This window comes from Mesorhizobium sp. CA10 (genome assembly GCF_020165285.1).
Taxonomy (GTDB): Bacteria; Pseudomonadota; Alphaproteobacteria; order Rhizobiales; family Rhizobiaceae; genus Mesorhizobium.
This window is the reverse complement of record NZ_JAIUHV010000003.1, coordinates 55,331-79,913: the sequence shown is the minus strand read 5'-3', so window position 1 is coordinate 79,913 and position 24,583 is coordinate 55,331. Positions and strand designations below refer to the sequence as shown.

Here is a 24,583-nt window from a genome sequence, read left to right as displayed (position 1 = left end):
GTCACACTTCCCCGGCTGAGCGCATCAGCAGCTTCAGCCGTTTCTTCGCTTCATGGATGTGCCAGGACACCGTCGTCTCCGAGATCGCCATGATCTCGCCCGCCGCCGCGTGGTTGAGACCTTCGCCATAGACCAGCAGCACCGCGTCGCGTTGCTTGTCGGGCAGCATCCGCACCGCCGCCCACAGCGCCTCGGCCGGATCGTCGATCTCCGCCGACGCGTCGCCCGCGATCAGCGCATAGGCGCCGTAGGCATCGGTCTTGGCGGTGTCGCGGGCGCGCTTGCGCATCATGTCGCGCGAAGCGTTCAGCGTCATGGCATAGAGCCATGTCGTGAAGGCGCCGCTGCCCTGATAATCGCGGATCGCGCGGCCGAGCCGCACGCAGACGTCCTGGGCGATGTCCTCGGCGTCGGCTTTGCGGCCGCACCAGCGAAAGGCGGCGCGATAGACGAAGCCGTAATGCCTTTCGAGCAATCTGCCGAAAGCACCCCTGTCTCCGCCCCTCGCCCGCCCGATCAGTTCGGCATCGGAGGCTTCGCCGTCGTCCAGCATCATCGCCATCATTTGCCTGTTGGACGAAGGCTAATGGCCAATCCTTGGGGCGATGGAAAGATTTTTTTGCGGAGGCGCATTTCCTTCTGCCCGTTCACGGGGAGAAGGTGCCCGAAGGCGGATGAGGGGCAGCGCGAACATTCGAAGGCTCGCGCTGCACTGCGCCCCCTTCGCGATCTGCGAGAGAAGGCTAGCCCAGCGTCTCTTGGAAAAATGTCGTCAGCCGCTTCCAATGCCTCTCAGCACCCGCCTCGTCATAGACGCTGTGGTCCTTGACGCACCAGCCGTGGTCGACGCCGACATAGTTTTCGATGACGTAGTCAACCTCTGCCACCCTGAGCGCCTCTGCCAGCCGCCCCGACTGCTCCGGCGGGAAGCTGCGGTCGACGCCGGCGACGCCGACATAGACGCGCGCCTTGATCGAGGACGCCTTGCGGTGCGGGCTGTCGGCCGCGTCGCTGGCGAGATTGCCGCCATGGAAGCTTGCCGCGGCAACGATCCGGTCCGGATAGCTCGCCGCCGCGTTTAGCGCCCGCGCGCCGCCCATGCAGTAGCCGACGACGCCAATCGGTCCGGCGATCCCCTCGGCGGCCAGAGCATCGAGGAAGGCGCTGCCGTCGCGGATGGTCATGCCCTGCGTCGTGCCGCCGCTCAGTATCAACAGCAGGGCCTTGGTCTTTTCCTCGGCAAAGGCGGTTTTGGGATCGAACGAACCATAGGGCGCATAGCGGTAGAAGAGATCGGGCACCAGCACGGCATAGCCATGCTCCGCGAGGCGCTCGGCCATCTGGTCGAGCGCCGGGCGCGGACCGAAAATATCCATATAGAGTATGACGCCAGCCTTGGCCGGCGTGGCTGGACGAAACAGCCGTGCCTTCGCCGTGCCGTCCAGGGTCTTGATCTCGATGTCCTGCTTCGTCATTGCGCGCTCCGCCGGTTGCCAGGCGATAGATATCCGCACCGCCCGGCAGGGCAAGCCGCAACCTCTCGATCGCGGTCAAGTTTCCGTGCGGTTCGGAAGAATGCCTACAGTCCGGCGAACGCCGCCATATGAAAAGCCTGGACATCGGCCGGATAGCGATACTTAGCGCCATAAGGACAGGCGTTGCGGTCGAGGCAGCCGCCGGCGCGGCAGGGTGCACCATCCGTGCCACGCACATGCACCAGGCACGCCCCGTGCGCAAAGCCATCCACCGAATATGCGCCGACCGGACAGCATTTCAGGCAGGGTTTTTCGACGCATGCGTCGCAAAGGTGAATCGGCTGATGAGCTTCTGGAAGAGAAATCTCGTCCTCGAACAGCAATGCGGCGCGATAGGCATGCCAAAGTCCATAGGTCGGATGCATGAGGATGCCGAGCGGCGACGGCTTCAGCCCTTCGGCCCGCATCGCCCACTGCTGGAACGGCAGATAGGGCCGATCGGATGGCGACACCGCGCGGGCGCCGAATTCTTTCGCCACCGCGCCGATCACCTCGCGCGACCAACTGTCGAGTGGGTTGGCGATGTCCCTCGCCTGTCGTTCCCGCCAGCGCTGGAAATGCGGCCAGGGCGCCGCGCCCGCCTGTCCGACAAGCAGCACGGATTTGGCCGGCGCGCCGGAAGGCCCGGCTGGCGCCACCTCATCGTCACCGAAGCTGAAACCGCCGCGGAGAATCAGGCCGTTGGCCGCGAGTGCGGCCGCAATCTCCTCGACCGTGCCGCGGAAAAAAGTCATCCCTTCCGGTCCGGGTCGGAGAACGCGCTCCGCCAGACTTCCTTGTGGATGATGTCGGCCACTTTAGCCCGGCCTGACTCGGGCTCCTTTCACGTGAAGGCGTCGGCCATCGAGCCCTTCTTCCTGGCGATGAAGTCCTTCAGCGCCTCGTCGATGGCCGGATCGAGATGCGGCGCCTCGTAGCTTTCCAGCCAGCGGCGTGCGAGCTCGTTGGCGCGCTGCTGGGCGGTCTTCTCGCCTTCGGCCAGCCACTGCTCGTAGGAATTGTTGTCGGCGATGCTGGAACGGTAGAAGGCCGTCTGGAAATTCGCCTGCGTGTGGTCGCAGCCGAGATAGTGGCTGCCCGGACCGACCTGGCGGATGGCGTCCATCGCCTGGCCGTTTTCCGACAGGTCGACACCTTCGGCAAACTTCTGCTGCATGCCGAGCTGGTCGATATCCATCATGAATTTTTCGTAGCAGGACGCGAGACCGCCCTCGAGCCAGCCAGCCGAATGCAGGACGAAATTGGTGCCGGCAAGGATCGTCGAGTTGAGCGTGTTGGCGCTCTCATAGGCTGCCTGCGCGTCCGGGACCTTCGAGGCGCAGAGCGAGCCGCCGGTGCGGAACGGCAGGCCGAGCCGGCGCGCGAGCTGCGCGGCGCCGTAGGAAACCAGCGACGGCTCCGGCGTGCCGAAGGTCGGCGCGCCGGACTGCATCGAGATCGACGAGGCGAAGGTGCCGAACAGCACCGGCGCGCCAGGCCTGATCAGCTGGGTGAACGAAGCGCCGGCGAGCACTTCGGCCAGCACCTGCGTCAGCGTGCCGGCGACGGTTACCGGGCTCATCGCGCCGGCCAGGATGAACGGCGTGACGATGCAGGCCTGGTTATGGCGCGAATAGACTTTCAGCGCGCCTAGCATGGTCTCGTCGAACACCATCGGCGAGTTGGCGTTGATCAGGCTGGTCAGCACCGTGTTGTTCTCGACGAAGTCGTCGCCGAACACGAGCTTGGCCATCGCCACCGTGTCCTCGGCCCGTTCCGGAGCCGTCACCGAGCCCATGAACGGTTTATCCGAATACCGGATATGCGAGTAGATCATGTCGAGGTGGCGCTTGTTGACCGGCACGTCCACCGGCTCGCACACCGTGCCGCCCGAATGGTGGATCGAGGGCGCCATATAGGCGAGCTTCACGAAATTCTGGAAATCCTCGATCGTCGCGTAGCGGCGGTTGCCGTCGAGGTCGCGCACGAAGGGCGGGCCGTAGACTGGCGCGAACACGGTCGCGTTGCCGCCGATCTGCACCGAGCGCTCCGGGTTGCGCGCATGCTGGGTGTAGATCGAAGGCGCGGTCTTCAACAGCGAGCGGCAAAGACCTTTCGGAAAATGCACGCGCTCGCCCTTGACGTCGGCGCCCGCTTCCTTCCAAAGCGCCAGCGCCTCGGCGTCGTCGCGGAAAATGATGCCGATTTCTTCCAGCACCGTGTCGGTATTCTTCTCGATCAGCGCCAGGCCTTCCTCGTTGAGGACCTCGTAGACGTTGATCTTGCGCTTGATATAGGTGAGCTGTGTGCCCGGACCGCCGCCCGAGCGCGCCGCGCGCCGGGCCGCCGCGCCGCCGCTGGCACCGCGCCCACGCCGTGCGTTTGACGCTTCCTGGTCGACTGCCGCGTTCTCGCTCATGATCGTGCTTCCTATAAAACCTAGTCTGGATTGGCTCGCGGCCCGCAACCGCCGCTTCTCGCCGGATCGTAACCATGCACCCTATTGGAAACGGCCCGCCAGCGCCAACGCCTGTCGCAAAATCGACAAGAAAAGCGCCAACTTTCCAGTCGCTTTCCTTTTGCGGGAAGTCGCAAATCAGCTATGGCTAGCTTGCCCTCGCGGGTTAGGTATTGGCGCATTGATTTTTAGGCTGCCGCAGTCATTCCGAGCAGCAAGGAGCCCGAGAAAATGTCCGACGACGAGATCATCCTTTCCGAGCTTTCCGACGACGAGCTCGTGCAGCAGATGCACGACGACCTGTATGACGGCCTGAAGGAAGAGATCGAGGAAGGCACCAATATCCTTCTCGAGCGCGGCTGGGCGCCTTACAAGGTGCTGACCGAGGCGTTGGTCGAAGGCATGCGCATCGTCGGCGAGGATTTTCGCGACGGCATCCTGTTCGTGCCGGAAGTGCTGCTCTCCGCCAACGCGATGAAGGCCGGCATGGCCATCTTGCGCCCGTTGCTCGCCGCCACCGGCGCGCCCAAGCAAGGCAAGATGGTGATCGGCACCGTCAAGGGCGACATCCACGACATCGGCAAGAACCTCGTCGGCATGATGATGGAAGGTGCCGGCTTCGACGTCATCGACCTCGGCATCAACAACGCCGTCGAGAAATACCTGGACGCCATCGAGCAGCACCAGCCCGACATTATCGGCATGTCGGCGCTGCTCACCACCACCATGCCCTATATGAAGGTCGTGATCGACACGATGAAGGAAAAGGGCATCCGCGACGACTATGTCGTGCTGGTCGGCGGCGCGCCGCTCAACGAGGAATTCGGCAAGGCCGTCGGCGCCGACGCCTATTGCCGCGATGCTGCGGTGGCGGTCGAGACCGCCAAGGACTTCATGAAGCGCAAGCACAACGTTCGCGCTTCCGCCTGACCCAAGGCATCAGGATGGATCGACAAGAAAAGCCGCGCCTTGCAGCGCGGCTTTTTTGTACCCAGATGATAGGCGAGGCTGCCGATCAGTTGACGGTGTCTTTGACCGCCCTTGCCGTCGATTTGACGTCCTTACCGACGCCCCGGATGGTGTTGGCGCAGGCCGTGAGTGCAAGCGCGCATGCCAGGATGGCGATCGGCGCGATGCGTAGCAGTTTCATGGACGGTGTCTCCCTCGACAGATATTAAGCCCCGCAGCGAAAGCCGGCCCGACTTGGTCAAGACGCAAAAAACGGAACCGAATCAAACAGACAGGCTGCTCGTCATCGCCTGCGGGATGATTGCGCGCGAAGTTTTGGCCGTCAAGCAACAGCTAAAGCTCGACCATCTCGATCTGACCTGCCTGCCGGCCGAGTTCCATTTCTATCCGGACCGCATCGCGCCGGCGATGGACAAGGCGATCGAGAAAGCCAAGGCGGAAGGCTACCGGCACATTTTCGTCGGCTATGCAGATTGCGGCACCGGCGGCCTGCTCGATCGCGTCATCGAGAAGCACGGCGTCGAGCGAATGGCCGGGCCGCACTGCTTTGCCTTCTACCAGGGCATGGACGCCTACGCGAAGGTCGCCGACGACGACATGATGTCGTTCTACATGACTGATTTCCTCTGCCGCCAGTTCGAGGCCTTCTTCATCAAGCCGCTCGGCCTCGACCGGCATCCCGAGCTGATAAAGGATTATTTCGGCAATTACGAGAAGCTGATCTATCTCGCCCAGACCGACGATCCGGAGCTCGACAAGGTCGCCGAGAAAGCCGCCGTCATGCTCGGCCTCGCCTATGAGCGCCGCTCGACCGGCTATGGCGACCTGACCGGCGAGCTGGCGCGGACGGCACAGGGCGCTGCCCGAGACGCCTAGCCGTCACGCCTGTTCCAGCGCTGCAAGCATATCGGCGAAGCTGGTCCTGCAGACGAAGCCCAGCCGCTCCCTCGCCCGCGACGGATCGTAGACGCGGTCGATCGAGGAAAACATCGTCCAGCCCTTCCTCGCATAGAGCCTCGAATAATCCGGGAAATAGCGCGCGACGACCGTCGGCGCGTCGGCGATCAGCTCGGCGCAATCCTGCGGCCGGAACGGCGTCGGCGCCGAGATGATGAAGATGTCGAAGCCAAGGCTCGGCGCCTTCTCCAGGGCCGCCACATGGGCTTCCGCCGCATCCTCCACCGTCAGTCGCCGGAACAGCAACTCGTTGGCCTTGGTGTTGGCATCGGACTGCTCGATGGCATGCGCCATGTCGTCCGCCTCGGGAAAGAAGCGTGCCGTGCGCAGCACCACCACCGGCAGTCCATGCTCGATATGGTAGAGGCGACAGAGATGCTCGGCCGAGAGTTTCGTCACGCCATAGATGTTGCGCGGCTCAGGCGACATCTCTTCCGTCAGCCAGGCGGCCTTGCGCGCGCCGCCCTGGAACCCTGCGCGGATTGCCTGCGAGATCATAAGTGACGTCGTCGAGGTGAAGACGAAGCGTTGCACGCCGCAGGCCACGGCAGCATCGAGCAGATTGAGCGTGCCTTGCACATTCGTGGCGATAAAGGCCGTGTTCTCATGATGCTCGATATTCGGCTTGTGCAGCGCCCCACTGTGAATAATGGCCTCAATGCTGTTCTCGCGGACGGTCTTCAGGACAAGATCGCGATCCGCGATCGAGCCGACGACCTGCGTGCGCGCCGAGGCAACCGGATCGAGACCGACCACCTCATGGTCGAGCGCTTCGAGCCTTGGCTGAAGCGCGCTGCCCAACCAGCCGGACGATCCCGTGAGCAAGATTCGCATCGATCAACCGCCATTTTCTAGAGCATGATGCCGAAAAGTGTGGAGCGGTTTTCGGACGACATCATGCTCTATCTCTTTGATTTGGAGCCGGATTCAGATTTCAGGTCGACCCGACCTGAAATCATCCGGCTCTGGCTCACGCTGTAAAGCACGGATGACAGGTGAGCGCGAACCGGTAAGTTGTGCGCCAGCGATAGAAAGAACTTTGTTCCAGCTATTGATTTGAGGAAACACGTTCATGATGGCTCGCCTGTTCCTTGCCGCCCTCGGTGTCGTAGCCCTCACTTTGCCGTCCCTTGCCGACGGCGAGGTGCAGAAGCTGATAACGGCTGCCGACAAGGCGCGATTGGACAAATATGGCGATACGCGCAAGGCGGCTCTCGAAGAGGCAAGAGCCGGCGATCCGTCCGAGGTCAAGCAGTTGGACGAACTGCTCGCCAGACCTCTCGTCGCCTTCTCCGACAAGGATCTCACCGGCAACTGGAAGTGCCGCACCATCAAGGCGGGCGGCCTGAGCCCGCTCATCATCTATGGCTGGTTCAAGTGCAAGGTGACCGACGACGGCTCCGGTTGGCGCCTCGCCAAGATCAGCGGCTCGCAGCGCACAACCGGCCGCTTCTTCGACGACGGCGAGAAACGCTCCATCTATCTCGGCTCGTTCTCGGTCATTGATGACAAGGCCAAGCCCTATGGCAGCGGTCCCGAAAGCGACCAGGTCGGCTACGCCTTCCGCAACAGCGCCACCGAGTGGCGGATCGAATTCCCGGCGCCCTATTACGAATCGAAACTCGACATCATGGAATTCAAGCGCTGAGCCCGTCCTCTGCTGCCTCGTTGAAACGGCGCCGTCACACCAAGGATTAACCTGCTCCGCATAGCATGCGCGCGATTTCAAGCGGGTGGGTGCCGTGGCAGCGTCGGACTCGAATACGCGACCGGTCGTGGTCGTCACCGAAGGTGGCCCGCATATCTGGGCCATCGTCAATGCGATTGCCGACCGCGTCGGTCCCGTCAGCGTCATCCTCGAATCCGCCGATTCCAAAAAGCGCCTGCTCATCCGCCGTGCGCGACGTCAGGGCTGGATCTCGGCCATAGGCCAGCTCGGCACGATGGTGCTGACCAGGCTCGGCAAGCGGTTCCTCGCCGGTCATGCCGAGAGGCTGATCGCCGAGGAGAAGCTCGACACTGAACCGCGGCAAGGTCAGGTGATCATCCATGTGCCATCCGCCAACGGGCCCGAATGCCTCGAGACGGTCGCCAGGATCAATCCGGGCGTGGTGCTGCTTGCCGGCTGCAGGCTGTTGTCGAAGGAAACGCTGGCAAGAATGCCTTGCCCGGTGCTCAACTACCATGCCGGCATCGCGCCGAAATATCGCGGCATGAATGGCGGCTACTGGGCGCTGGCCTTCGGCGATCAAGGGAATTTCGGCACCACCGTTCACCTGGTCGATGCCGGCGTCGACACCGGCGGCGTGCTGAAGCAGGCGCGCGGCAGGCCCAGGACCGGCGATACGATCGCCAGCTACGCGCTGCGGCAGGCAGCCTTTTCGCGCGATATCTGCGTCGAGGCGGTCGGCAATGCGCTGGCCGGCAGACTGGAAACGATCGATACGGGCCTGCCATCGAAGCAATGGTATCACCCGACGATCTGGTTCTATCTCTGGACCGGCCTGACCAAGCGCGTCTGGTGATCAGTCGCAACGGATTTCAGCATTCGCTTTGCGCCGTCGCCAGCGTCGCTTTTGAAGGCGCGCGCGTCGTCCCATAACAAGCGGCTCAACCACGCATGCGGCAATGCTCCATGACTTCGAGGAGTTGAGAATTCATGGCCGATCTGATCGTCGTCTACTGGCGCGACATCCCAGCCCAGGTCATCGTCAAGAAGGGCCGGCAGAACGCCAAGCGCGAATTGCCGCTGCGCTTCACTGAGGCGATAGACATGTGCGCCATGCGCACCGGCGCCGGCGGCACCGACGACTATCTGGCGGAATGGCGCAAGGCCGACCCGGTTCCGGTCGGCGACGACATCGAGGCCGAGGTTGAGAAAGCCTATCAGGAACTCGACGCAAAATATGACCGAGAGCGGCTGGTCGCTCTGGTCAAGGCTGGCGGGAAAGAAAATGTCTGAGCAACAGCCGGCGGTCACCCAGGCCACCTTGGTCAAGAAGGCCGCGCCGAAATCCGATTACAAGCCTGCCGACGTGTCGCCGCAGCGCCGCGTTCAGCGCACTTTTGCCGTGCGGCTTTGGTCGGTCCGGCACTCGCGCTTGCTCGAATGGTTCTACAGCCGGTTCGCCGACGTCTTCCTGCTCTTGCACCCTCTTTGGAAAGGCATCGGCTACGGCCGCGTCGAAGCCCCGGTGAAATTCGTCGAGAAGCGGGTCAAGGGCTTCATGTTCGACTGCCGCATGTGCGGCCAATGCGTGCTCTCCTCCACCGGCATGTCGTGCCCGATGAACTGCCCCAAGCAACTGCGCAACGGTCCTTGCGGCGGCGTGCGCGCCAACGGCAATTGCGAAGTCGAGCCGGACATGCCCTGCGTCTGGGTCAAGGCCTGGGAAGGCTCGCGCAACATGGTCCACGGCGACAAGATCCTCACCGTGCAGAAGCCGGTCGATCAGTCGCTGCGCGAAACCTCGGCCTGGCTCCGCGTGACCGCGCAGGCCGCCGCCGCGCGCGAAGCGGCCAAGAATCCCGGAGCTTCGGCATGACCATCCGCCAGATCGACGAGAACCCGGCCGGCATCCACCTGCCGCTCGAGCCCCTGCCCGGCCACACGTCGCGCGGCCGGCTGGAGCGCGTGCTGCGCCGCGGCGAGTTTGCTGTAACGACCGAGCTCAATCCGCCCGACAGCGCCGATCCGGAAGACGTCTACAACCGCGCCAAGATCTTCGACGGCTGGGTCGACGCCATCAATGCGGTCGACGCCTCGGGCGCCAACTGCCACATGTCCTCGGTCGGCATCTGCGCGCTGCTCACTCGCATGGGCTATGCGCCGATCATGCAGATCGCCTGCCGCGACAAGAACCGCATCGCCATCCAGGGCGACGTGCTGGGCGGCGCCGCCATGGGCGTCGCCAATATGCTGTGCCTCACCGGCGACGGCGTGCAGGCCGGCGACCAGCCGGGCGCCAAGCCGGTATTCGACCTCGATTCCATGTCGCTGCTCGAAACCATCCGCATCATGCGCGACAATGGCAAGTTCCTGTCAGGCCGCAAGCTGACGACGCCGCCGCAGGTCTTCCTGGGTGCTGCCGTCAACCCCTTCGCGCCGCCCTACGACTTCCGCCCGATCCATCTCGGCAAGAAGATCGCCGCCGGCGCGCAGTTCGCGCAGACGCAGTATTGCTTCGACGTGCCGATGTTCAGAACCTTCATGCAGAAGGCGCGCGACCTCGGCCACACCGAAAAGCTCTTCCTACTCTGCGGCGTCGGCCCGCTCGCCTCCGCCAAGACCGCGAAATGGATCCGCTCCAACGTGCCGGGCATCCACATCCCCGACGCGGTTATCAAGCGGCTGGAAGGCGCGCAGGATCAGAAGAAGGAAGGCAAGCAGCTCTGCATCGACATCATCAACGAGGTGAAGGAAATCCCGGGCGTCGCCGGCATCCATGTGATGGCCTATCGCCAGGAAGAATATGTCGCCGAGATCGTCGATGAATCCGGCGTGCTGAAAGGCCGCCAGCCTTGGAAGCGGGAGATCCGCCGCGACGACCAGCTGGTCGCCGACCGGCTCGACCACCTGCTGCATGACGAGATAACCGAAACCCAGGTGGACATGGTGAAGACCGCGCATTGATGTATGTCGCCCCAAAGTGGAAACCGGTTTGGGCAACGACACACATGAACCTAGAGCCTAAGAGCGCGGACGGCACGCATTCACTTGAACCAAATCAGATAACGATATAAAGAAGTCTTTATATCCCGACGGAGAGATCGCATGACCCGCACCATCGTCGCCTCGGCGACCCGAGAAATCGTCATTGGCTTCGATCAGCCCTTCTGCGTGATCGGCGAACGCATCAACCCGACCGGCCGCAAGAAGCTCGCCGCCGAGATGGTGGCCGGCAACTTCGAGACCGTCATCAAGGATGCGCTGGAGCAGGCCGCCTGTGGCGCCACCATGCTCGACGTCAATGCCGGCGTCACCGCCGTAGACCCCAATGCGACCGAGCCGGCGCTTCTGGTGCAGACGCTGGAGATCGTGCAGGGTCTGGTCGACCTGCCGCTGTCGATCGATAGCTCGGTCAGCGCCGCGATCGAAGCCGCGCTGAAGGTCGCCAAGGGCCGCCCTCTGGTCAACTCCGTCACCGGCGAGGAAGAAAAGCTCGAGGCAATCCTGCCGCTGGTCAAGAAATACAACGTTCCGGTCGTCGCCATCTCCAACGACGAGACCGGCATCTCGATGGACCCGGACGTCCGCTTCGCCGTCGCCAAGAAGATCGTCGAGCGCTGCGCCGATTTCGGCATCCCGGCGCATGACGTCGTCGTCGACCCGCTGGTGATGCCGATCGGCGCGCTGGGCGATGCCGGCCGCCAGGTATTCGCGCTGCTGCGCCGGTTGCGCGAAGAGCTCAAGGTCAACACCACTTGCGGCCTCTCCAACATCTCCTTCGGGCTGCCGCACCGCCACGGCATCAACGCCGCTTTCATCCCGATGGTGATCGGCGCCGGCATGACCTCGGCAATCATGAACCCGGTCCGTCCGCAGGAAATGGAAGCCGTGCGCGGCGCCAATGTGCTGAACGGCACCGACGAGAACTGCACCAACTGGATCCGCACCTACAAGGATTATAAGCCGGCCGAAGGCGGCCAAGCGGTTGCGGCTCCGACGGCCGTCAATGCGCCGGGCGAAGGTAACGGCAATGGCGGCCGGCGCCGCGGCGGCCGCGAAGCCCGCATGGCCAGAGGATAAGCGCGCAATCGTGAGCCGCACCGCAAACAAGGCTGGTCCGATCGCATCGTGGATGCGGGCGGACAGCTCTGCTTTGCGTTCAGGCCACGCCCAATATGGCGTCGAACAACGCCATTCCCGCCCACGATCCGAAAATGCCTGTCACGCCGCCGACGATGAAATCATCGTCATAGGCGGGCCAGAACGCGTGCAGCAGCAGCGCACCGACGATCGCGCCGAGGATCCCGGTGGCGAGATATTGCGGATTGCGCAGCCACGAGCCCTTGATCACGCGCACCATGGTGAACGCGGTGAAGATGGCGGAGAGCAACAGATCCGACATGGTTGGCCTCTGGACCAACGGACTCTCCGCCCAATAGTAAAACGATCCGTTAAACGGCATCGGCGATTGCCATCGAGACACGTGCCAGCATGAATCCTCCCCCCAACATCACCGATCCGCTCGTGCTGTTCATGCCGTCCGGCAAGCGCGGCCGCTTTCCGGTTGGCACGCCGGTGCTCGATGCCGCGCGCCAGCTCGGCGTCTATGTCGAAAGCGTTTGCGGCGGCCGCGCCACCTGCGGCCGCTGCCAGATTGAAGTGCAGGAAGGCAATTTCGCCAAGCACAAGATCGTCTCGTCCAATGACCACATCTCGCCCAAGGGCGCCAAGGAAGAGCGCTACGAACGCGTGCGCGGCCTGCCCGAGCGGCGCCGCCTCTCCTGCTCGACGCAGATCCTCGGCGACCTCGTCATCGACGTGCCGCAGGACACGGTCATCAACGCCCAGACCATCCGCAAGGACGCAGATACCAGGGTGATCGCCCGCGATACGGCGATCCGCATGTGCTATGTCGAGATCGAAGAGCCCGATATGCACAAGCCGCTCGGCGATCTCGACCGGTTGAAGATCGCCCTGATGAAGGACTGGGGTTTAAAGAACCTCGAATTCGACTTCTATCTCATGCCGCAGGTGCAGGGCATTCTGCGCAAGGGCAACTGGACCGCCACCGCCGCCATCCACAAGGACGCCGACAGCGACATCGCGCGCGTCATCGCGCTGTGGCCCGGCCTGAAGAACGAGGCATACGGCCTTGCCTGCGACATCGGCTCGACCACCATTGCCATGCATCTGGTGTCGCTGCTGTCGGGTCGCGTTGCTGCGTCCTCCGGCACGTCCAATCCGCAGATCCGCTTCGGCGAGGATCTGATGAGCCGCGTCTCCTACGTGATGATGAACCCGGACGGCCGCGAAGGCATGACGGTCGCCGTGCGCGAGGCGATCTCCGGCCTCGTCGACAAGGTCTGTGCCGAAGGCAATGTCCAGCGCAACGACATCCTGGATTCCGTCTTTGTCGGCAATCCGATCATGCATCATCTGTTCCTCGGCATCGATCCGACCGAGTTGGGCGGCGCGCCTTTCGCGCTTGCCGTCTCAGGCGCCGTACGCATCAAGGCCTCCGACATCGGTCTGAAGCTCAACCAGGGCGCGCGCCTTTATATGCTGCCCTGCATTGCCGGCCATGTCGGCGCCGACGCGGCCGCCGTCACCCTGTCGGAAGGCCCGCATCGCCAGGACGAGATGATGCTGATCGTCGATGTCGGCACCAACGCCGAGATCGTGCTCGGCAACTCCACGCGCGTCGTGGCGGCCTCCTCCCCGACCGGCCCGGCCTTCGAAGGCGCGGAGATCTCCGGCGGTCAGCGCGCGGCGCCTGGCGCCATCGAGCGCGTTCGCATCGACCCCGAAACGCTGGAACCGAAATATCGGGTCATCGGCTCGGAACTGTGGTCCGATCAGCCTGGCTTCACCGAAAGCGTGCAGGCCACCGGCGTCACCGGCATCTGCGGCTCCGGCATCATCGAAGTGGTGGCGGAGATGTATCTCGCCGGCATCATCTCGGAAGACGGCGTCGTCGACGGATCGCTCGGCCTGCGCTCGCCGCGCATCGTGCCCAACGGCCGCACCTTCTCCTACGTGCTGAAGGAGGGCGAGCCCAAGATCACCATCACCCAGAACGACGTGCGCGCCATCCAGCTTGCCAAGGCGGCACTCTATGCCGGCACCAAGCTTCTGATGGAAAAGCAGCACACCGACCATGTCGACCGCATTCATTTCGCCGGTGCCTTCGGTTCCTTCATCGATCCGAAATACGCCATGGTGCTCGGCCTGATCCCGGATTGCGACTTGGACAAGGTCCAGGCCGTCGGCAACGCCGCCGGCGCCGGCGCGCGCATGGCGCTGCTCAATCGCGGTTACCGGCGCGAGATCGAGGAGACGGTGAGCAGGATCGAGAAGATCGAGACGGCGCTTGAGCCGAAATTCCAGGAGCACTTCGTCTACGCCATGGCGCTGCCGAACAAGGTCGACCCCTTCCCCAAGCTGGCGGCCGCGGTGAAGCTGCCGCCGCGCAAAACGATGAGCGAGGACGGCACCGCCGGTGACGCTACCCCACGCCGGCGTTCCCGCGAGGAGCGCGCTGCACGGCGCGGTCGGGACTAACGTCTCAGTTCATTCCGCTGCCCCTGCGGCCGCGGCATTGGCTGCCTTGACGGCGCCCTTGGGACGTTGCGGATGCAGCAGCCCGATCAATGGCTTTTCGACGATCAGATAAAGCATCGCCGAAAGCGCCAGTGTGGCGACCAGGATCGTCGCCGGCTGCATCGCTGCCGGCAGGCCGGTCCTCAGGACGACGCCAGTCGTCAGGACGCCGACCACGACATGCCACAAATAAATCGAATAGGACGCATCGCCGAGAAATGTGGGCAAGGCAGCCGGCTTGAACGGCCGCGACCGTTCGGCAAAAACCGCACCCGCCACGATCAATGCGGCCGGGAGTCCCCAGCGCAAGGCCCGCGGCAAATCGGCATCGAATAGCGAGCAGGCCGCAAGCAGAAGAAATCCCGCGCCAGCCATCGCCAGCCCCACCCCGAGCGGCAGCCTGGCGCCCTGCAACCACAAACGCCCAACGACGACGCCGGCCGCGAATTCGAGCACGACAGGATCGCTGAAGGCGCGTGCGTATCCGGCAGGAACCACGAAATGCAGCGCGACGATGGCAACAAGGGCGCCCACGAGGACGCCGAACCGCCAGCGTTGCCCGAGAAACAGAACCAGCGCGAAAACGAGATAGAACATCATTTCATAGCAGAGCGTCCAACCTTGTATAACGATTGGATGCAGCGCGTTCTCCTGCAGAACCGGCAGGAAGAACAGCGAACCAACGAAATTCGGGACGCTGAAGAAATGGCCGTAGAAGAACTGCGGCTTGATCAGGATGCCGGCCGCGGTCAGCAGCGTGACGATCCAGTAGAGAGGCACGATGCGGGTGATCCGGCGCCCCATGAAGCGCCAAGGATCAGCCGGCCTGCCGGCCATCGTCACCCACATGATGAAGCCGCTGATGACGAAGAAGACGTCGACGCCGGATGCTCCGACGTTGAACGGACCGCCGAACTGCTCGCTGACATGAAAGCCTACCACCGCGCAGGCGGCGAGGCCGCGCAGATATTGGACACTATGGATGCTCGTCACGATGCCTTGATCCGATCGCATCATGCTGCGATGCACACGCCCCACGCCGCATTGCACAATAACAATGCAGCCGTTCGCCTCTGTCAACCGCCGATGGCAGCTATTCGGATCGAACGGGCGCGCCGGTCTGCTCAATTCATTTGTATGCAAATGTTTCCGAATCCACGCGATCTCGAAACGGAAACGCTGTTTTCGCGAAATCGACCCGATACATGCGTGACGCATTTAGCGGCCATCGCACGGCGGCTGAAGATTATGCATGTCGCCCAAAAGCGCTTCGCGGCTTTGGGACAAAGACATGCAGCTTCGGCTGCCACGCTCTTCAAGGGAGATGAAAATGTCGATGTTCGGAAATCTCAGCCGCTTCGGTGTCACCATCAGGCAGGCTCATGCCAGGAACAAGGCGATCCGCGCGCTCAACGATCTGCCGGCGCATGTCCAGAAGGATATCGGCTGGCCGGCCTCGCCGCCGAGCGACCCGCAGGCAGCCCTTCATGCGCCGCTTCTGGGCACGCCGCGCTGATGACCTTCGCCGACAAATGCAAGCTGCTCGGCAAGCGCCGGGGCCGCGACGCGGCCTCGGTTGCCGGCGACAACAAACTGCGCTCGGCGCTGCTGTCGAAGTGGCGCTAGAGCAATTCCAGAACAGTGCGCAGCGGTTAGGCTCGACAATTCGCCGTAGCCTTCCGCCCGAAATCGCGCAAACAAAGAACCGGCACCATCCGATCACGCCGATGTGCCAGCGTGATCCTTGACATTTTTAACTGAGGTACAATCTTCGCAGAGCGGGGGGAATTCTCTTAGTCGGCTCTGCCGAAGCGCGTGTATCTGCATGCCCAGTTTGAAAAGCCATCTCGTTTCGTTCGTTCTCAGGCACAGCCGCAAGAAGGCGTTTTCCAGTCCCGAGAACCTGCAGCGCTGGATCGCCTACGCCCGCAAAACCGAGGACTATCATCCGCCGGCCTTGCTCAGGGCACGGTTGGGCATCACCGAGACCGAGATCGACGGCTTTCCCGTCTATGAGCTCGCGCCGAAGGCGGGCGAGCGTCGGCGCATCCTCTACATGCATGGCGGCGCCTATGTCTTTCAGATCACCTCCTACCATTGGGGGCTGATCGCCGAGATGGCCGAGCGTCTCGGTTTCGGCATCACCGTGCCGATCTATCCCATCGCGCCGGAGCACAATTTCCATGACATGTTCGGCATGGTCGGCAACGTCTACCGGCGCATGCTCGAAGAGACTGAGGCGCAAGACATCGTCTTCATGGGCGATTCCGCCGGCGGCAACATGGCCGTTGTGCTGACCATGATGGCCGCCGAGGAGGGGCTGCCGGCACCGTCGCGCCATGTGCTGATCTCGCCCGGTCTCGACGTTTCGCTTGCAAATCCCGAAGTCTTCGAGGCCGAGCGGCAGGATCCGTGGCTGGGTATTGCGGGTGGGCTGGAAGCGGTGCGGCTCTACAGCGCCGGTTTCGACCGCACCGACTGGCACATCAGCCCGCTCTACGGCAACCTGTCCGTGCTGCCCAAGACGCTGCTGCTGACCGGTTCACGCGACATGCTGACGCCAGATAATCTCATCTTCGCCGAACGCGCGCGTGCTGCCGGTGTCGAGGTCGACCTGGTCTACGAGGAAGGCATGTTCCACGTCTGGCCGCTGATCGAGATGCCCGAGGCGCGCCGCGCTCGCGACAGCATCGTCGACTTTCTCAGCGTTCCGGCGCCAGCCCGAGCCCGCGCTCGACGCAGAACGAAAGCAGCTTTCGGAGCCCGCTCCGCGCCCGCGGCCGAATAGCTCAGAACTTGCCGGTTTCCCGGAACACTTCGAACGTCGCCCGGATATGGTCGGCCACGGCCTTCACCGGCGCGCTCGCATCAGGCGCCACCACCATGGCAAGATTGTAGGTGCCGATCTCGGGCATGCCGTCCTTGGCGCCCAGCGAGACCATGTCGTCGCCGAGGAAAGACTTCGGCAGCGGCGCCACCGCGAGGTCGGCCATGATCGCGGCGCGCTGGCCGGCCGTGTGTGCGCTCATATAGGCGATGCGGTAGTTGCGGCCTTCGCGCCCGAGCGCTTCTAGCGCTCCCGCCCGCCAGGCGCAGCCTTCTTCCCACAGCGACACCGGCAGCGGCTCGCGCAGATGCGCGCAGCCGCCCTTGGCGCCCGCCCACACGATCGGCTCGGTCAAAAGCACCTCAGCGCCGATCGCGCTGGTCTTGTAGGAATTGGTGAGCAGCGTGATGTCGAGCGCGCGGTCGTCCATGCGGCGGCGCAGATTGATGCTCTGGTCGATGGTGACGTCGACGGCGATCGAGGGATGCGACTGGGCAAAACGCTTCAGCACATGCGGCAGCACGCGCTCGCCATAGTCGTCCGGGGAACCGAGCCGCACCACGCCGACAATGTCGGGAATGATGAACTTCGACACCACCTCGCGGTTGATCGACAACAGCCGGCGCGCATAGCCGAGCAGCATCTCGCCATCCGTGGTCAGCGTCACCGAACGCGCGTCGCGCGCGAAGACGGAACGGCCGAGGATGTCCTCGAGCTTCTTGATCTGCATGGAGACGGCCGATGGCGTGCGGAACACCGCATTGGCGGCGGTGGTGAAGCTGCCGGTCTCGGCAATCGCCACGAAGGTGCGCAGCACATCGAGGTCAAGCAGCGGCAAAGGATGATTGAGCGGGGCGTTCATGGCAGCTTGCCTTCAATTTTTCTGATGCAATCCATCATTCCATTTCGTTTGATTGAACATCACTCCAAGCGCATAGTCAACTCGATCGATACAGGATGCTGCCAAAAGCAGCCATGAAACGACCCTGACACAGTCCTGCAATCGACGTGAAATGAAGCTGAAACAGACCTGGTTTAACGCAATGACGGGCGCCCCTCCCTGCCCGCATAGAGGAGAAAGAAATGTCTATCCTGTCTTCCATCGGTCGGCTTGCGACCGAATTCAGCGCGGCCCGCGCCCGCTACCAGACCGAACGCGCCATCCATGCGCTGCCGATCGAACTGCAGAAGGATATCGGCTGGCCGGAAGCCGCCGACGCCAAGACCGGCATGCGCCTCGGCGTCGGAAGCTGGGCCGGAGCGAAGTAATCAAGTGCGTATAGAGTTCTGAAGGCCTGCCGGATCAGCTCGGCAGGCCTTTCGTTTGTTTAGACCTTTTATTTGCATTCAAATGACTTTTCCAGCCATGCGGCCGCTGCATGACGCATATGAACAAGTCGCATAGCGGGTTAATTTTCGAATTAAGCCGCTGTAAATTATCGGAAATTTTGAGCACACCGCCTAAAAAAGTCGCAAATGATGTCGCTTTTCATAACAAGCGCTTCGCTTTTGCGATTTAGTTTTTGCTGAAGCGAGCCTATATCCACGCCAGCAAACGAGCTGCCCCACTCCATCAAGCGAAGGCGACCCGTCTGAGCAACCGAATGGAGATGATGATGAAGCTTTTTGCCCGCCTGTTCACCCGCCGCGAAATGAACCTGACGACCGCTCTCGAGCGTCAGCGTCTCGCCAAGACCATGCCCGGCCAGACCGGCGCCATGAATGCTGCCCGTCTCGGCTTCGTCGCCTGAGGCAATCGGCATCCGAAGCTGAATTCAACGCCGCCCGGTTGAACCGAGGCGGCGTTTTCATGTGCGTTGACGTTGCATTGCCCGGGCGATGGAGCTTTATGCCCAGCTGAATTGCCCATTTGCGACCCATGTCGCAAATTTAATCTTCACTTAGCCGCCTACCCGATTGACAGGAATGATTTTTCCTGTTGTCGCTATGCTGTTCGCGACATCCTGTTCGCGTCATGGCTGCGTGAGGTTTCCCGTGAATGCCGTAAAGCATCCGATCAAGAGATCGTTTGTATTCTTCCTCATTCCCGATTTCACCATGATCGCCTTTGCGACGGCGCTCGATCCGCTGCGCTCGGCCAACCGGATGCTCGGCTACGAAGCCTATCGTTGGCGGCTGGCCAGCATCGACGGCAAACCGGTGCGCGCTTCGAACGGCGTCGAATGCGCCGTCAACACCTCGCTCGAGGAAGAGCGCAAGAAGATGGCTGGGCCGGATCGGCCGAACATGGCGATCGTTTGCAGCGGCATCAATGTCGAGCGCTACCACAACAAGTCGGCCTTCGCCTGGCTGCGCGAAGAATATAATCGCGGCGTCGCCGTCGGCGGCCTATGCACCGGCGCGCATATCCTGGCCGCGGCCGGCCTCTTGTCCAACAAGCGTTGCGCCATCCATTGGGAGAACCTGCCGGGCTTTTCCGAGGCATTCCCGAAGGCCAATGTCTTTGCCGACCTCTTCGAGGTCGACCAGAACGTCTACACCTGCGCCGGCGGCACCGCCGCGCTCGACATGATGCTGAAGCTGATCGGCGACGATTTCGACGAAAGCCTCGTCAACCGCGTCTGCGAGCAGGTATTGACTGACCGCGTGCGCAGCCCGACCGATCGCCAGCGCCTGCCGCTGCGCGCCCGCCTCGGCGTTCAGAACTCGAAGGTGCTCACCATCATCGAGCTGATGGAAGCCAACCTAGCCGAGCCGCTGTCGCTGATCGAGATCGCCGACCATGTCGATCTTTCCCGCCGGCAGATCGAGCGCCTGTTCCGCACCGAGATGGGCCGCTCGCCCGCTCGCTACTATCTGGAGATCCGACTCGACCGCGCCAGGCACCTGCTCATCCAGTCGTCGCTGCCGGTGGTCGAAGTGGCGGTGGCCTGCGGCTTCGTCTCCGCCTCGCATTTCTCCAAATGCTACCGCGAGCTCTACGCCCGCTCGCCGCAGCAGGAGCGCGTCGACCGCAAGCAGTTGCTGGCAGCTTAAGGAGGCAGAGGCGAAGTCGTCTAGGCGGACTGCGTCTGCGCGGTCCGCATCGCCTCGATGCGGATGTCTTCGGTGAGTTGCGCCTTCAGCGCGGAAAATTCCGGGCTGGTCTTCAGCGTGTAGAGGCGCGGATGCGGCAGGTCGACCGGCACGTCCGATTTGATGCGGCCGGGCCGGGCGCTCATCACGATAACCCGCGACGCCATGAAGATCGCCTCCTCGATGTCGTGGGTGACAAACAGCACCGTCTTCTTGCGTCGCTCCCAGATACCGAGCAGCAATTCCTGCATCAGCCCGCGCGTCTGGTTGTCCAGCGCGCCGAACGGCTCGTCGAGCAGCAGGATCGCGGGATCGTTGGCCAAGGCGCGCGCGATCGCCGTGCGCTGCTGCATGCCGCCCGACAGCTGCTTCGGCCAATGGTTCTCGAAACCCTTCAGACCGACGAGATCGATATAGGAAGCGACGACTTCGTTGCGCTCGCGCTCGGGCCTGCCTTGCTCGCGCAGGCCGAAACCGATGTTCTCGGCAACCGTCAGCCAGGGAAACAACGTGTAGGACTGGAACACCATGCCGCGGTCCGGTCCCGGCCTGGTGACCGCCTTGCCGTCGAGCAGCACGCGGCCGGTGCTCGGCGCTTCCAGCCCGGCGACGATCCTCAGCAGCGTCGACTTCCCGCAGCCGGACGGCCCCAGGATGGTGATGAAATCATTCGCCGAAACGGACAGCTCAACTGGCTGCAGCGCTCGCACCGGCTCCCCGCCCCTGACCCCGGCAAAGGTCCGCGAAACGCCCTCGATCAGAAGCTTGCTCACGCCAGGCTCCATGGGTAGAGCCAGCGGTTGAGCGCTTTGAAGGCGAAATCGGACAACAGCCCGATCAGCCCGATGACGATGATGCCGAAGATGATCTGCCCCGTCGCCAGCCGCGACTGGCTGTTGATGATCATGTAGCCGATGCCCGACGAGGAGCCGATCAGCTCGGCGACGATGACATAAGTCCAGGCCCAGCCGAGCACCAGCCGCAGCGTCTCGGCGATCTCCGGCGCGTTGGCCGGCATGATGACGCGCTTGACGATGCCATTGTCGGTCGCTCCCAGCGTGTAGGCGGCTTCGACAAGGTCCCGCCTCGTGCCGCCGACCTTGACCGCGACGATCAGGATGATCTGGAACACCGAGCCGACGAAGATCACCAGGAGCTTCTCGAGCTCCCCGATGCCGGCCCACAGGATGAGCAGCGGGATGAAGGCCGACGCCGGCAGGTAGCGCGCAAAGGACACGAACGGTTCGAGGAAGGCTTCGACCGGCTTCCAGGCGCCCATGGCGATGCCGATCGGCACGGCCACGATCGACGCCAGCACGAAGCCGCCGAAGACGCGCCAGATAGTGATCAGGATATCGAGCCAGAACCGGTCTTCGACGAGCAACCGCCAGCCATCCTTCAGCATCGACAGCGGATCGGCAAGAAAGATCCGGTTCACATGGCTGCCGAGCGTGATCCACGCCCAGAACGCCACGAACAGCACGAAGAAGGCGACGCCGAGCACGGTTCGCGTGCCCGGCGCAACGGGATGCAAGGGGCGCAGCATCAGGAAAAGTCCTTGAGAGGAGGAATCGGCGGCGTCACGCCGCCGATCGGGCGATACGCGATCAGTCGGCGATCGCGCTGGTGTCTGCAAGCGTCGACACATCCGGCGCTTCCTTGATCAGCCCCATTTGCAGCAGCAGCTCTGCCGCGGTCTTGGAAAAGTCCTGAAAATCCTTGGTGAAGAACTGCTTGTTCTCGGCCTTGTCAGCCCACTTCAGGTACTTGGCCGACTCCTCGAACTCCTTGGCTGACTGCTTCACGTCGGCGCCCATGATCTCGTAGGATTTCTGCGGATCCTTCTTGATCATGTCGAGCGCGTCGAAATAGCTGTCGGCGAGCGCCTTGGCGGCATCGGGATTGGCCTTGAGGAAGTCCGGCGTGCAGCCGACCGTATCCATCACCATCGGATAATCGAGCGTGGTCGCCAGGATGTGGCCCTGGTCGGCCTTGTCGCGCACGGCTGAGATGAAGGGCTCATAGGTGACGGCGGCATCGTTCTGGCCGGCGAGGAAGGCTTGCGCCGCCGCGTCCGGCTCCAGGTTGACGACGGTCACGTCCTTGGTCGACATGCCGTTCTTGTTGAGCACCCAGGCGAGCAGGAAATAGGGCGAGGTTCCGGGCGCGGACGAGGCGACATTCTTGCCCTTGAGATCGGCGACGCTCTTGATGTCGTTGCGCACGACGATGCCGTCGGCGCCATAGGATTTGTCGAGCTGGAAGATCTGCTTGGTGGTGACGCCGCTGGCGTTCCACACCATCCAGGTCTCGACCGTGGTCGCCGCGCATTGCAGGTCGCCGCTGGCGATGGCCAGCGGACGGCTCGCCTGCGGCACTTTCTTGAGTGTGACGTTGAGCCCGTGCTTTTCGAAAAGCCCCGCCTGCTTGGCCAAGGTCAGGGGCGCGAAGCCGGTCCAGCCGCTGATGCCGATGGTGAGCGACGTCGCAGCCATCGCCGGCGCGCTGAGCACGGCGGCCGCCGTCAGCGCCGCCGCGAAAATGGTGGTTCTTACCATTGTGGTTCCCCTTTTTGCGGTGAGCGCGAATTGTCTCACAGACCCCAAAAGGCTTGTCAATGAAGCGGAAGCCGCACTCGACGATGATCCAATCCGACGCCCGCCGGCGGACCTTGAGGGGCTTCTCGATTGCTCACGGCGTGCCCCAGCCGCGGTTGCGCCACATCTTCTCGCCCGCCAGGCAATCCGCGGCCGGCCCGTCGTCGGCGAGCACGACCGGCGGATGCGCCGCCTCTTGCGCCGCCCATTGCAGCGAAGCGGGACCGGCAAGCTCGAGCACCAGCTTGCGGCGGATCGCTTCGGGAAACTGCGTCCAGTCATTGACCGGGATCATGAAGGCGCCCGGTCCGCCGATGACGCAGTCGCTGTAATAGCGGTCGAGATTCTCAACGTCGAAGGCGCCGCTGAAACCGCCGCGCGTCATCAGCGGCAGCCCGTTGATGGTGATGCCTTGCCTGACCACCTCGTCGCGCGTGAGGTCGACCGGCGCGCCCTGATTGTTGGGCCCGTCGCCGGAGATGTCGATGATGCGCTTGGTTCCCTGGAATCCGCTCTCGGCGAACAGATCGCTGCCGAAGCTCAGCGCGCCGGAGATCGAGGTCCGCCGGGCGCTGTCCGGCGGACGGGCATCGAGTTGCGCCACCACCTTCTCGGCATCGGCGCGGTTGGCGATCACCGTCCACGGCACGATGACGCGCTGCCAGGTCGTGCCTGCCCACTCGACATAGGTTACCGCGATCTTGCCGTAGGCGCCGTCGGCGATGGCCTTCAGCACATTGTCATGCGTCAGCGCCGCGGCATAACCATGACGCTGGATCTCAAGCTCGGCCGGCGACATCGAGAGCGAAACATCGACCGCCAGCACCAGTTCGACATCGACAGGCTCGGCAGGAGAAGCTGCCGGTGTCAGCCAGAGCGCCAGCGCCAGCGCGGCACTGCCTGAAAAAATATGCCTTGCACGGGCATAAGCAGACATGGAGCAAGGTTAGGCGAAAATCGCCGCGCGCAAAAGCCGGGAATCCGGGCATCGGATTCCGCCGCCGCGGAACCGTTCAAAAATACCGCGCGAGATTCGCACGGATGCGTTCCAGCACGCTGTCACCGGAAAGGTCGGGCACGAATTCCGCGCCCGTGATCGCCTCGTAGGCCTGGATATAGACCGCCGAGGCCTGGTTGACGATCTCGTCGGGAATTTTGGGAATCGGATCCGTGTAGGGATCGCAGCGCGCCGACACCCACGAGCGGACGAAATCCTTGTCGAAACTCTGCGGCCGCCCGCCGCTTTCGAATGCCTCGTCGTAGCTCGCCGCGATCCAGTAGCGGCTGCTGTCGGGCGTGTGGATCTCGTCCGCCAGCACGATGGCGCCGTCCGGCGCGGTGCCGAATTCATATTTGGTGTCGGCCAGGATCAGGCCGCGTCCGGCGGCGCGCTGCTGGCCGCGCGCGAACAGCTGCTGCGCATAACGCGATACCGTGTCCCACTGCGCCTGCGTGAGCAGCCGCTGTTCGATGATCTCGGCTTCCGACAGCGGCTCGTCATGGCCGCCGCTGGCGGCCTTGCTGGTCGGGGTGATGATTGCTTGCGGCAGCTTTTCATTGTCGCGCAGCCCATCGGGAAAGGTGTGACCGTAGAAGCTCCGTTCGCCCTTCCTGTATTTGGTCAGGATCGAGGTGCTGGTGGTCCCCGCCAGATAGCCGCGCACCACGATCTCGACCGGCAGCATGTCGAGCCGCCTGCCAACCACGACATTGGGATCGGGATATTCCAGCACGTGATTGGGACAGATGTCGGCTGTTTCCTCGAACCAGTAGCGCGCCGTCTGGGTGAGGACCTGCCCCTTGAATGGGATCGAGGCCAGGATCGTATCGAACGCGCTCAGACGATCGGTTGCGATGATGATGCGGCGCCCGTCCGGCAGATCGTAATTCTCACGCACCTTGCCATTGTAGCGGTTGGGCAGTTCGGGAATGAAGGCGTCGGACAGGATGCGCATG

General features: G+C 63.1%; 28 protein-coding genes. 14 read left to right on the top strand and 14 right to left on the bottom strand.

Annotated elements, in window-relative coordinates; translation table 11 throughout:
- Nucleotide 1: 1 nt before the first annotated feature.
- The 4 genes from LB535_RS07360 to LB535_RS07345 form a co-directional block, all read right to left on the bottom strand.
- Complete coding sequence (locus LB535_RS07360; RefSeq protein WP_095765551.1) at nucleotides 2-562, bottom strand: RNA polymerase sigma factor; 561 nt, start codon at nucleotides 560-562, stop codon at nucleotides 2-4.
- Between the two features lie 181 nt (nucleotides 563-743).
- Nucleotides 744-1,475, bottom strand: a complete 732-nt coding sequence (locus LB535_RS07355) for a dienelactone hydrolase family protein (protein WP_224631726.1) — start codon at nucleotides 1,473-1,475, stop codon at nucleotides 744-746.
- 104 nt (nucleotides 1,476-1,579) lie between these two features.
- Complete coding sequence (locus LB535_RS07350; protein ID WP_224631725.1) at nucleotides 1,580-2,269, bottom strand: 4Fe-4S dicluster domain-containing protein; 690 nt, start codon at nucleotides 2,267-2,269, stop codon at nucleotides 1,580-1,582.
- Nucleotides 2,270-2,358: 89 nt separating this feature from the next.
- Nucleotides 2,359-3,933, bottom strand: a complete 1,575-nt coding sequence (locus LB535_RS07345; RefSeq protein WP_224631724.1) for a trimethylamine methyltransferase family protein — start codon at nucleotides 3,931-3,933, stop codon at nucleotides 2,359-2,361.
- A 270-nt stretch (nucleotides 3,934-4,203) separates the two neighbouring features.
- Here LB535_RS07345 and LB535_RS07340 point away from each other — a divergent pair, with 270 nt between their 5' ends.
- Nucleotides 4,204-4,902 carry a corrinoid protein gene (locus tag LB535_RS07340; RefSeq protein ID WP_095764935.1) on the top strand — a complete coding sequence of 233 codons (699 nt, stop codon included), beginning with the start codon at nucleotides 4,204-4,206 and terminating at the stop codon, nucleotides 4,900-4,902.
- Between the two features lie 85 nt (nucleotides 4,903-4,987).
- On the opposite strand, the gene LB535_RS07335 is transcribed toward LB535_RS07340, so the two are convergent.
- On the bottom strand, nucleotides 4,988-5,122 hold the full coding sequence (locus tag LB535_RS07335; protein WP_041003961.1) for an entericidin A/B family lipoprotein: 135 nt from the start codon (nucleotides 5,120-5,122) through the stop codon (nucleotides 4,988-4,990).
- 53 nt (nucleotides 5,123-5,175) lie between these two features.
- On the opposite strand from LB535_RS07335, the gene LB535_RS07330 reads away from it, so the two are divergent.
- Nucleotides 5,176-5,817 carry a DUF1638 domain-containing protein gene (locus LB535_RS07330; protein ID WP_224631723.1) on the top strand — a complete coding sequence of 214 codons (642 nt, stop codon included), beginning with the start codon at nucleotides 5,176-5,178 and terminating at the stop codon, nucleotides 5,815-5,817.
- A 3-nt stretch (nucleotides 5,818-5,820) separates the two neighbouring features.
- Here the strand turns inward: LB535_RS07330 and LB535_RS07325 are convergent, their stop codons facing one another.
- Nucleotides 5,821-6,732 (bottom strand): NAD-dependent epimerase/dehydratase family protein, encoded by a 912-nt coding sequence (locus tag LB535_RS07325; protein ID WP_224631722.1) that lies wholly within the window; start codon nucleotides 6,730-6,732, stop codon nucleotides 5,821-5,823.
- Between the two features lie 238 nt (nucleotides 6,733-6,970).
- On the opposite strand from LB535_RS07325, the gene LB535_RS07320 reads away from it, so the two are divergent.
- From LB535_RS07320 to LB535_RS07295, 6 genes are all read left to right on the top strand, one after another.
- Complete coding sequence (locus LB535_RS07320) at nucleotides 6,971-7,546, top strand: DUF4893 domain-containing protein (RefSeq protein ID WP_224631721.1); 576 nt, start codon at nucleotides 6,971-6,973, stop codon at nucleotides 7,544-7,546.
- A 94-nt stretch (nucleotides 7,547-7,640) separates the two neighbouring features.
- Nucleotides 7,641-8,423, top strand: a complete 783-nt coding sequence (locus LB535_RS07315) for a formyl transferase (RefSeq protein WP_224631720.1) — start codon at nucleotides 7,641-7,643, stop codon at nucleotides 8,421-8,423.
- Between the two features lie 134 nt (nucleotides 8,424-8,557).
- Nucleotides 8,558-8,860, top strand: coding sequence for a virulence factor (locus tag LB535_RS07310; protein WP_041003951.1), 303 nt, complete (start codon nucleotides 8,558-8,560; stop codon nucleotides 8,858-8,860).
- A complete protein-coding gene (locus LB535_RS07305) occupies nucleotides 8,853-9,443 on the top strand; it encodes a methylenetetrahydrofolate reductase C-terminal domain-containing protein (protein WP_224522699.1) in 591 nt (196 codons plus the stop codon). The genes LB535_RS07310 and LB535_RS07305 overlap by 8 nt, the downstream gene beginning before the upstream one ends.
- Nucleotides 9,440-10,531: a methylenetetrahydrofolate reductase gene (locus LB535_RS07300; protein ID WP_140725060.1), complete on the top strand. Its 1,092-nt coding sequence runs from the start codon at nucleotides 9,440-9,442 to the stop codon at nucleotides 10,529-10,531. Before LB535_RS07305 ends, LB535_RS07300 begins: the two co-directional genes overlap by 4 nt.
- Nucleotides 10,532-10,672: 141 nt before the next feature.
- Entirely contained in the window at nucleotides 10,673-11,647 is a 975-nt protein-coding gene (locus LB535_RS07295; RefSeq protein WP_095764928.1) for a methyltetrahydrofolate cobalamin methyltransferase, read from the top strand.
- Nucleotides 11,648-11,726: 79 nt separating this feature from the next.
- Here LB535_RS07295 and LB535_RS07290 read toward each other — a convergent pair whose 3' ends face one another.
- Nucleotides 11,727-11,969, bottom strand: coding sequence for a hypothetical protein (locus tag LB535_RS07290; protein WP_224626007.1), 243 nt, complete (start codon nucleotides 11,967-11,969; stop codon nucleotides 11,727-11,729).
- An 89-nt stretch (nucleotides 11,970-12,058) separates the two neighbouring features.
- Between LB535_RS07290 and LB535_RS07285 the strand changes: the two genes are divergently transcribed.
- Nucleotides 12,059-14,128, top strand: a complete 2,070-nt coding sequence (locus LB535_RS07285; RefSeq protein WP_224631719.1) for an ASKHA domain-containing protein — start codon at nucleotides 12,059-12,061, stop codon at nucleotides 14,126-14,128.
- 9 nt (nucleotides 14,129-14,137) lie between these two features.
- Here LB535_RS07285 and LB535_RS07280 read toward each other — a convergent pair whose 3' ends face one another.
- Nucleotides 14,138-15,160, bottom strand: coding sequence for an acyltransferase family protein (locus tag LB535_RS07280; RefSeq protein WP_224631718.1), 1,023 nt, complete (start codon nucleotides 15,158-15,160; stop codon nucleotides 14,138-14,140).
- A gap of 337 nt (nucleotides 15,161-15,497) precedes the next feature.
- On the opposite strand from LB535_RS07280, the gene LB535_RS07275 reads away from it, so the two are divergent.
- Nucleotides 15,498-15,683: a hypothetical protein gene (locus LB535_RS07275; RefSeq protein WP_224631717.1), complete on the top strand. Its 186-nt coding sequence runs from the start codon at nucleotides 15,498-15,500 to the stop codon at nucleotides 15,681-15,683.
- Nucleotides 15,684-15,992: 309 nt separating this feature from the next.
- Complete coding sequence (locus LB535_RS07270; protein WP_224631716.1) at nucleotides 15,993-16,955, top strand: alpha/beta hydrolase; 963 nt, start codon at nucleotides 15,993-15,995, stop codon at nucleotides 16,953-16,955.
- Nucleotide 16,956: 1 nt separating this feature from the next.
- Here the strand turns inward: LB535_RS07270 and LB535_RS07265 are convergent, their stop codons facing one another.
- A complete protein-coding gene (locus LB535_RS07265; RefSeq protein ID WP_095764924.1) occupies nucleotides 16,957-17,856 on the bottom strand; it encodes a LysR substrate-binding domain-containing protein in 900 nt (299 codons plus the stop codon).
- 221 nt (nucleotides 17,857-18,077) lie between these two features.
- On the opposite strand from LB535_RS07265, the gene LB535_RS07260 reads away from it, so the two are divergent.
- The 3 genes from LB535_RS07260 (at nucleotide 18,078) to LB535_RS07255 (ending at nucleotide 19,991) form a co-directional block, all read left to right on the top strand.
- Entirely contained in the window at nucleotides 18,078-18,263 is a 186-nt protein-coding gene (locus tag LB535_RS07260; protein WP_140627083.1) for a hypothetical protein, read from the top strand.
- A 347-nt stretch (nucleotides 18,264-18,610) separates the two neighbouring features.
- Nucleotides 18,611-18,745, top strand: a complete 135-nt coding sequence (locus tag LB535_RS28790; RefSeq protein ID WP_140749884.1) for a hypothetical protein — start codon at nucleotides 18,611-18,613, stop codon at nucleotides 18,743-18,745.
- 307 nt (nucleotides 18,746-19,052) lie between these two features.
- Nucleotides 19,053-19,991 carry a GlxA family transcriptional regulator gene (locus LB535_RS07255; RefSeq protein WP_263482302.1) on the top strand — a complete coding sequence of 313 codons (939 nt, stop codon included), beginning with the start codon at nucleotides 19,053-19,055 and terminating at the stop codon, nucleotides 19,989-19,991.
- 20 nt (nucleotides 19,992-20,011) lie between these two features.
- Here the strand turns inward: LB535_RS07255 and LB535_RS07250 are convergent, their stop codons facing one another.
- From LB535_RS07250 to LB535_RS07230, 5 genes are all read right to left on the bottom strand, one after another.
- A complete protein-coding gene (locus tag LB535_RS07250; protein WP_224631715.1) occupies nucleotides 20,012-20,803 on the bottom strand; it encodes an ABC transporter ATP-binding protein in 792 nt (263 codons plus the stop codon).
- Nucleotides 20,800-21,576 carry an ABC transporter permease gene (locus LB535_RS07245; protein ID WP_224631714.1) on the bottom strand — a complete coding sequence of 259 codons (777 nt, stop codon included), beginning with the start codon at nucleotides 21,574-21,576 and terminating at the stop codon, nucleotides 20,800-20,802. Before LB535_RS07245 ends, LB535_RS07250 begins: the two co-directional genes overlap by 4 nt.
- A gap of 61 nt (nucleotides 21,577-21,637) precedes the next feature.
- On the bottom strand, nucleotides 21,638-22,588 hold the full coding sequence (locus LB535_RS07240) for an ABC transporter substrate-binding protein (protein WP_224601869.1): 951 nt from the start codon (nucleotides 22,586-22,588) through the stop codon (nucleotides 21,638-21,640).
- Between the two features lie 133 nt (nucleotides 22,589-22,721).
- Nucleotides 22,722-23,564 (bottom strand): DUF1194 domain-containing protein, encoded by an 843-nt coding sequence (locus LB535_RS07235; protein ID WP_224626015.1) that lies wholly within the window; start codon nucleotides 23,562-23,564, stop codon nucleotides 22,722-22,724.
- A gap of 76 nt (nucleotides 23,565-23,640) precedes the next feature.
- Nucleotides 23,641-24,582 (bottom strand): phosphoribosylaminoimidazolesuccinocarboxamide synthase, encoded by a 942-nt coding sequence (locus LB535_RS07230; protein WP_224631713.1) that lies wholly within the window; start codon nucleotides 24,580-24,582, stop codon nucleotides 23,641-23,643.
- Nucleotide 24,583 lies beyond the last annotated feature (1 nt).

Excerpts from the sequence above, each read along its gene's own strand:
- LB535_RS07285 (WP_224631719.1), top strand. The coding sequence starts at position 12,059 with ATGAATCCTCCCCCCAACATCACCGATCCGCTCGTGCTGTTCATGCCG.
- LB535_RS07295 (WP_095764928.1), top strand. The coding sequence starts at position 10,673 with ATGACCCGCACCATCGTCGCCTCGGCGACCCGAGAAATCGTCATTGGC.
- LB535_RS07260 (WP_140627083.1), top strand. The coding sequence starts at position 18,078 with ATGTCTATCCTGTCTTCCATCGGTCGGCTTGCGACCGAATTCAGCGCG.
- LB535_RS07245 (WP_224631714.1), bottom strand. The coding sequence starts at position 21,576 with ATGCTGCGCCCCTTGCATCCCGTTGCGCCGGGCACGCGAACCGTGCTC.
- LB535_RS28790 (WP_140749884.1), top strand. The coding sequence starts at position 18,611 with ATGAAGCTTTTTGCCCGCCTGTTCACCCGCCGCGAAATGAACCTGACG.
- LB535_RS07300 (WP_140725060.1), top strand. The coding sequence starts at position 9,440 with ATGACCATCCGCCAGATCGACGAGAACCCGGCCGGCATCCACCTGCCG.
- LB535_RS07360 (WP_095765551.1), bottom strand. The coding sequence starts at position 562 with ATGGCGATGATGCTGGACGACGGCGAAGCCTCCGATGCCGAACTGATC.
- LB535_RS07350 (WP_224631725.1), bottom strand. The coding sequence starts at position 2,269 with ATGACTTTTTTCCGCGGCACGGTCGAGGAGATTGCGGCCGCACTCGCG.
- LB535_RS07265 (WP_095764924.1), bottom strand. The coding sequence starts at position 17,856 with ATGAACGCCCCGCTCAATCATCCTTTGCCGCTGCTTGACCTCGATGTG.
- LB535_RS07335 (WP_041003961.1), bottom strand. The coding sequence starts at position 5,122 with ATGAAACTGCTACGCATCGCGCCGATCGCCATCCTGGCATGCGCGCTT.
- LB535_RS07340 (WP_095764935.1), top strand. The coding sequence starts at position 4,204 with ATGTCCGACGACGAGATCATCCTTTCCGAGCTTTCCGACGACGAGCTC.
- LB535_RS07325 (WP_224631722.1), bottom strand. The coding sequence starts at position 6,732 with ATGCGAATCTTGCTCACGGGATCGTCCGGCTGGTTGGGCAGCGCGCTT.
- LB535_RS07355 (WP_224631726.1), bottom strand. The coding sequence starts at position 1,475 with ATGACGAAGCAGGACATCGAGATCAAGACCCTGGACGGCACGGCGAAG.
- LB535_RS07230 (WP_224631713.1), bottom strand. The coding sequence starts at position 24,582 with ATGCGCATCCTGTCCGACGCCTTCATTCCCGAACTGCCCAACCGCTAC.
- LB535_RS07240 (WP_224601869.1), bottom strand. The coding sequence starts at position 22,588 with ATGGTAAGAACCACCATTTTCGCGGCGGCGCTGACGGCGGCCGCCGTG.
- LB535_RS07345 (WP_224631724.1), bottom strand. The coding sequence starts at position 3,933 with ATGAGCGAGAACGCGGCAGTCGACCAGGAAGCGTCAAACGCACGGCGT.
- LB535_RS07320 (WP_224631721.1), top strand. The coding sequence starts at position 6,971 with ATGATGGCTCGCCTGTTCCTTGCCGCCCTCGGTGTCGTAGCCCTCACT.
- LB535_RS07310 (WP_041003951.1), top strand. The coding sequence starts at position 8,558 with ATGGCCGATCTGATCGTCGTCTACTGGCGCGACATCCCAGCCCAGGTC.
- LB535_RS07275 (WP_224631717.1), top strand. The coding sequence starts at position 15,498 with ATGTCGATGTTCGGAAATCTCAGCCGCTTCGGTGTCACCATCAGGCAG.
- LB535_RS07290 (WP_224626007.1), bottom strand. The coding sequence starts at position 11,969 with ATGTCGGATCTGTTGCTCTCCGCCATCTTCACCGCGTTCACCATGGTG.
- LB535_RS07270 (WP_224631716.1), top strand. The coding sequence starts at position 15,993 with ATGCCCAGTTTGAAAAGCCATCTCGTTTCGTTCGTTCTCAGGCACAGC.
- LB535_RS07235 (WP_224626015.1), bottom strand. The coding sequence starts at position 23,564 with ATGTCTGCTTATGCCCGTGCAAGGCATATTTTTTCAGGCAGTGCCGCG.
- LB535_RS07305 (WP_224522699.1), top strand. The coding sequence starts at position 8,853 with ATGTCTGAGCAACAGCCGGCGGTCACCCAGGCCACCTTGGTCAAGAAG.
- LB535_RS07255 (WP_263482302.1), top strand. The coding sequence starts at position 19,053 with ATGATCGCCTTTGCGACGGCGCTCGATCCGCTGCGCTCGGCCAACCGG.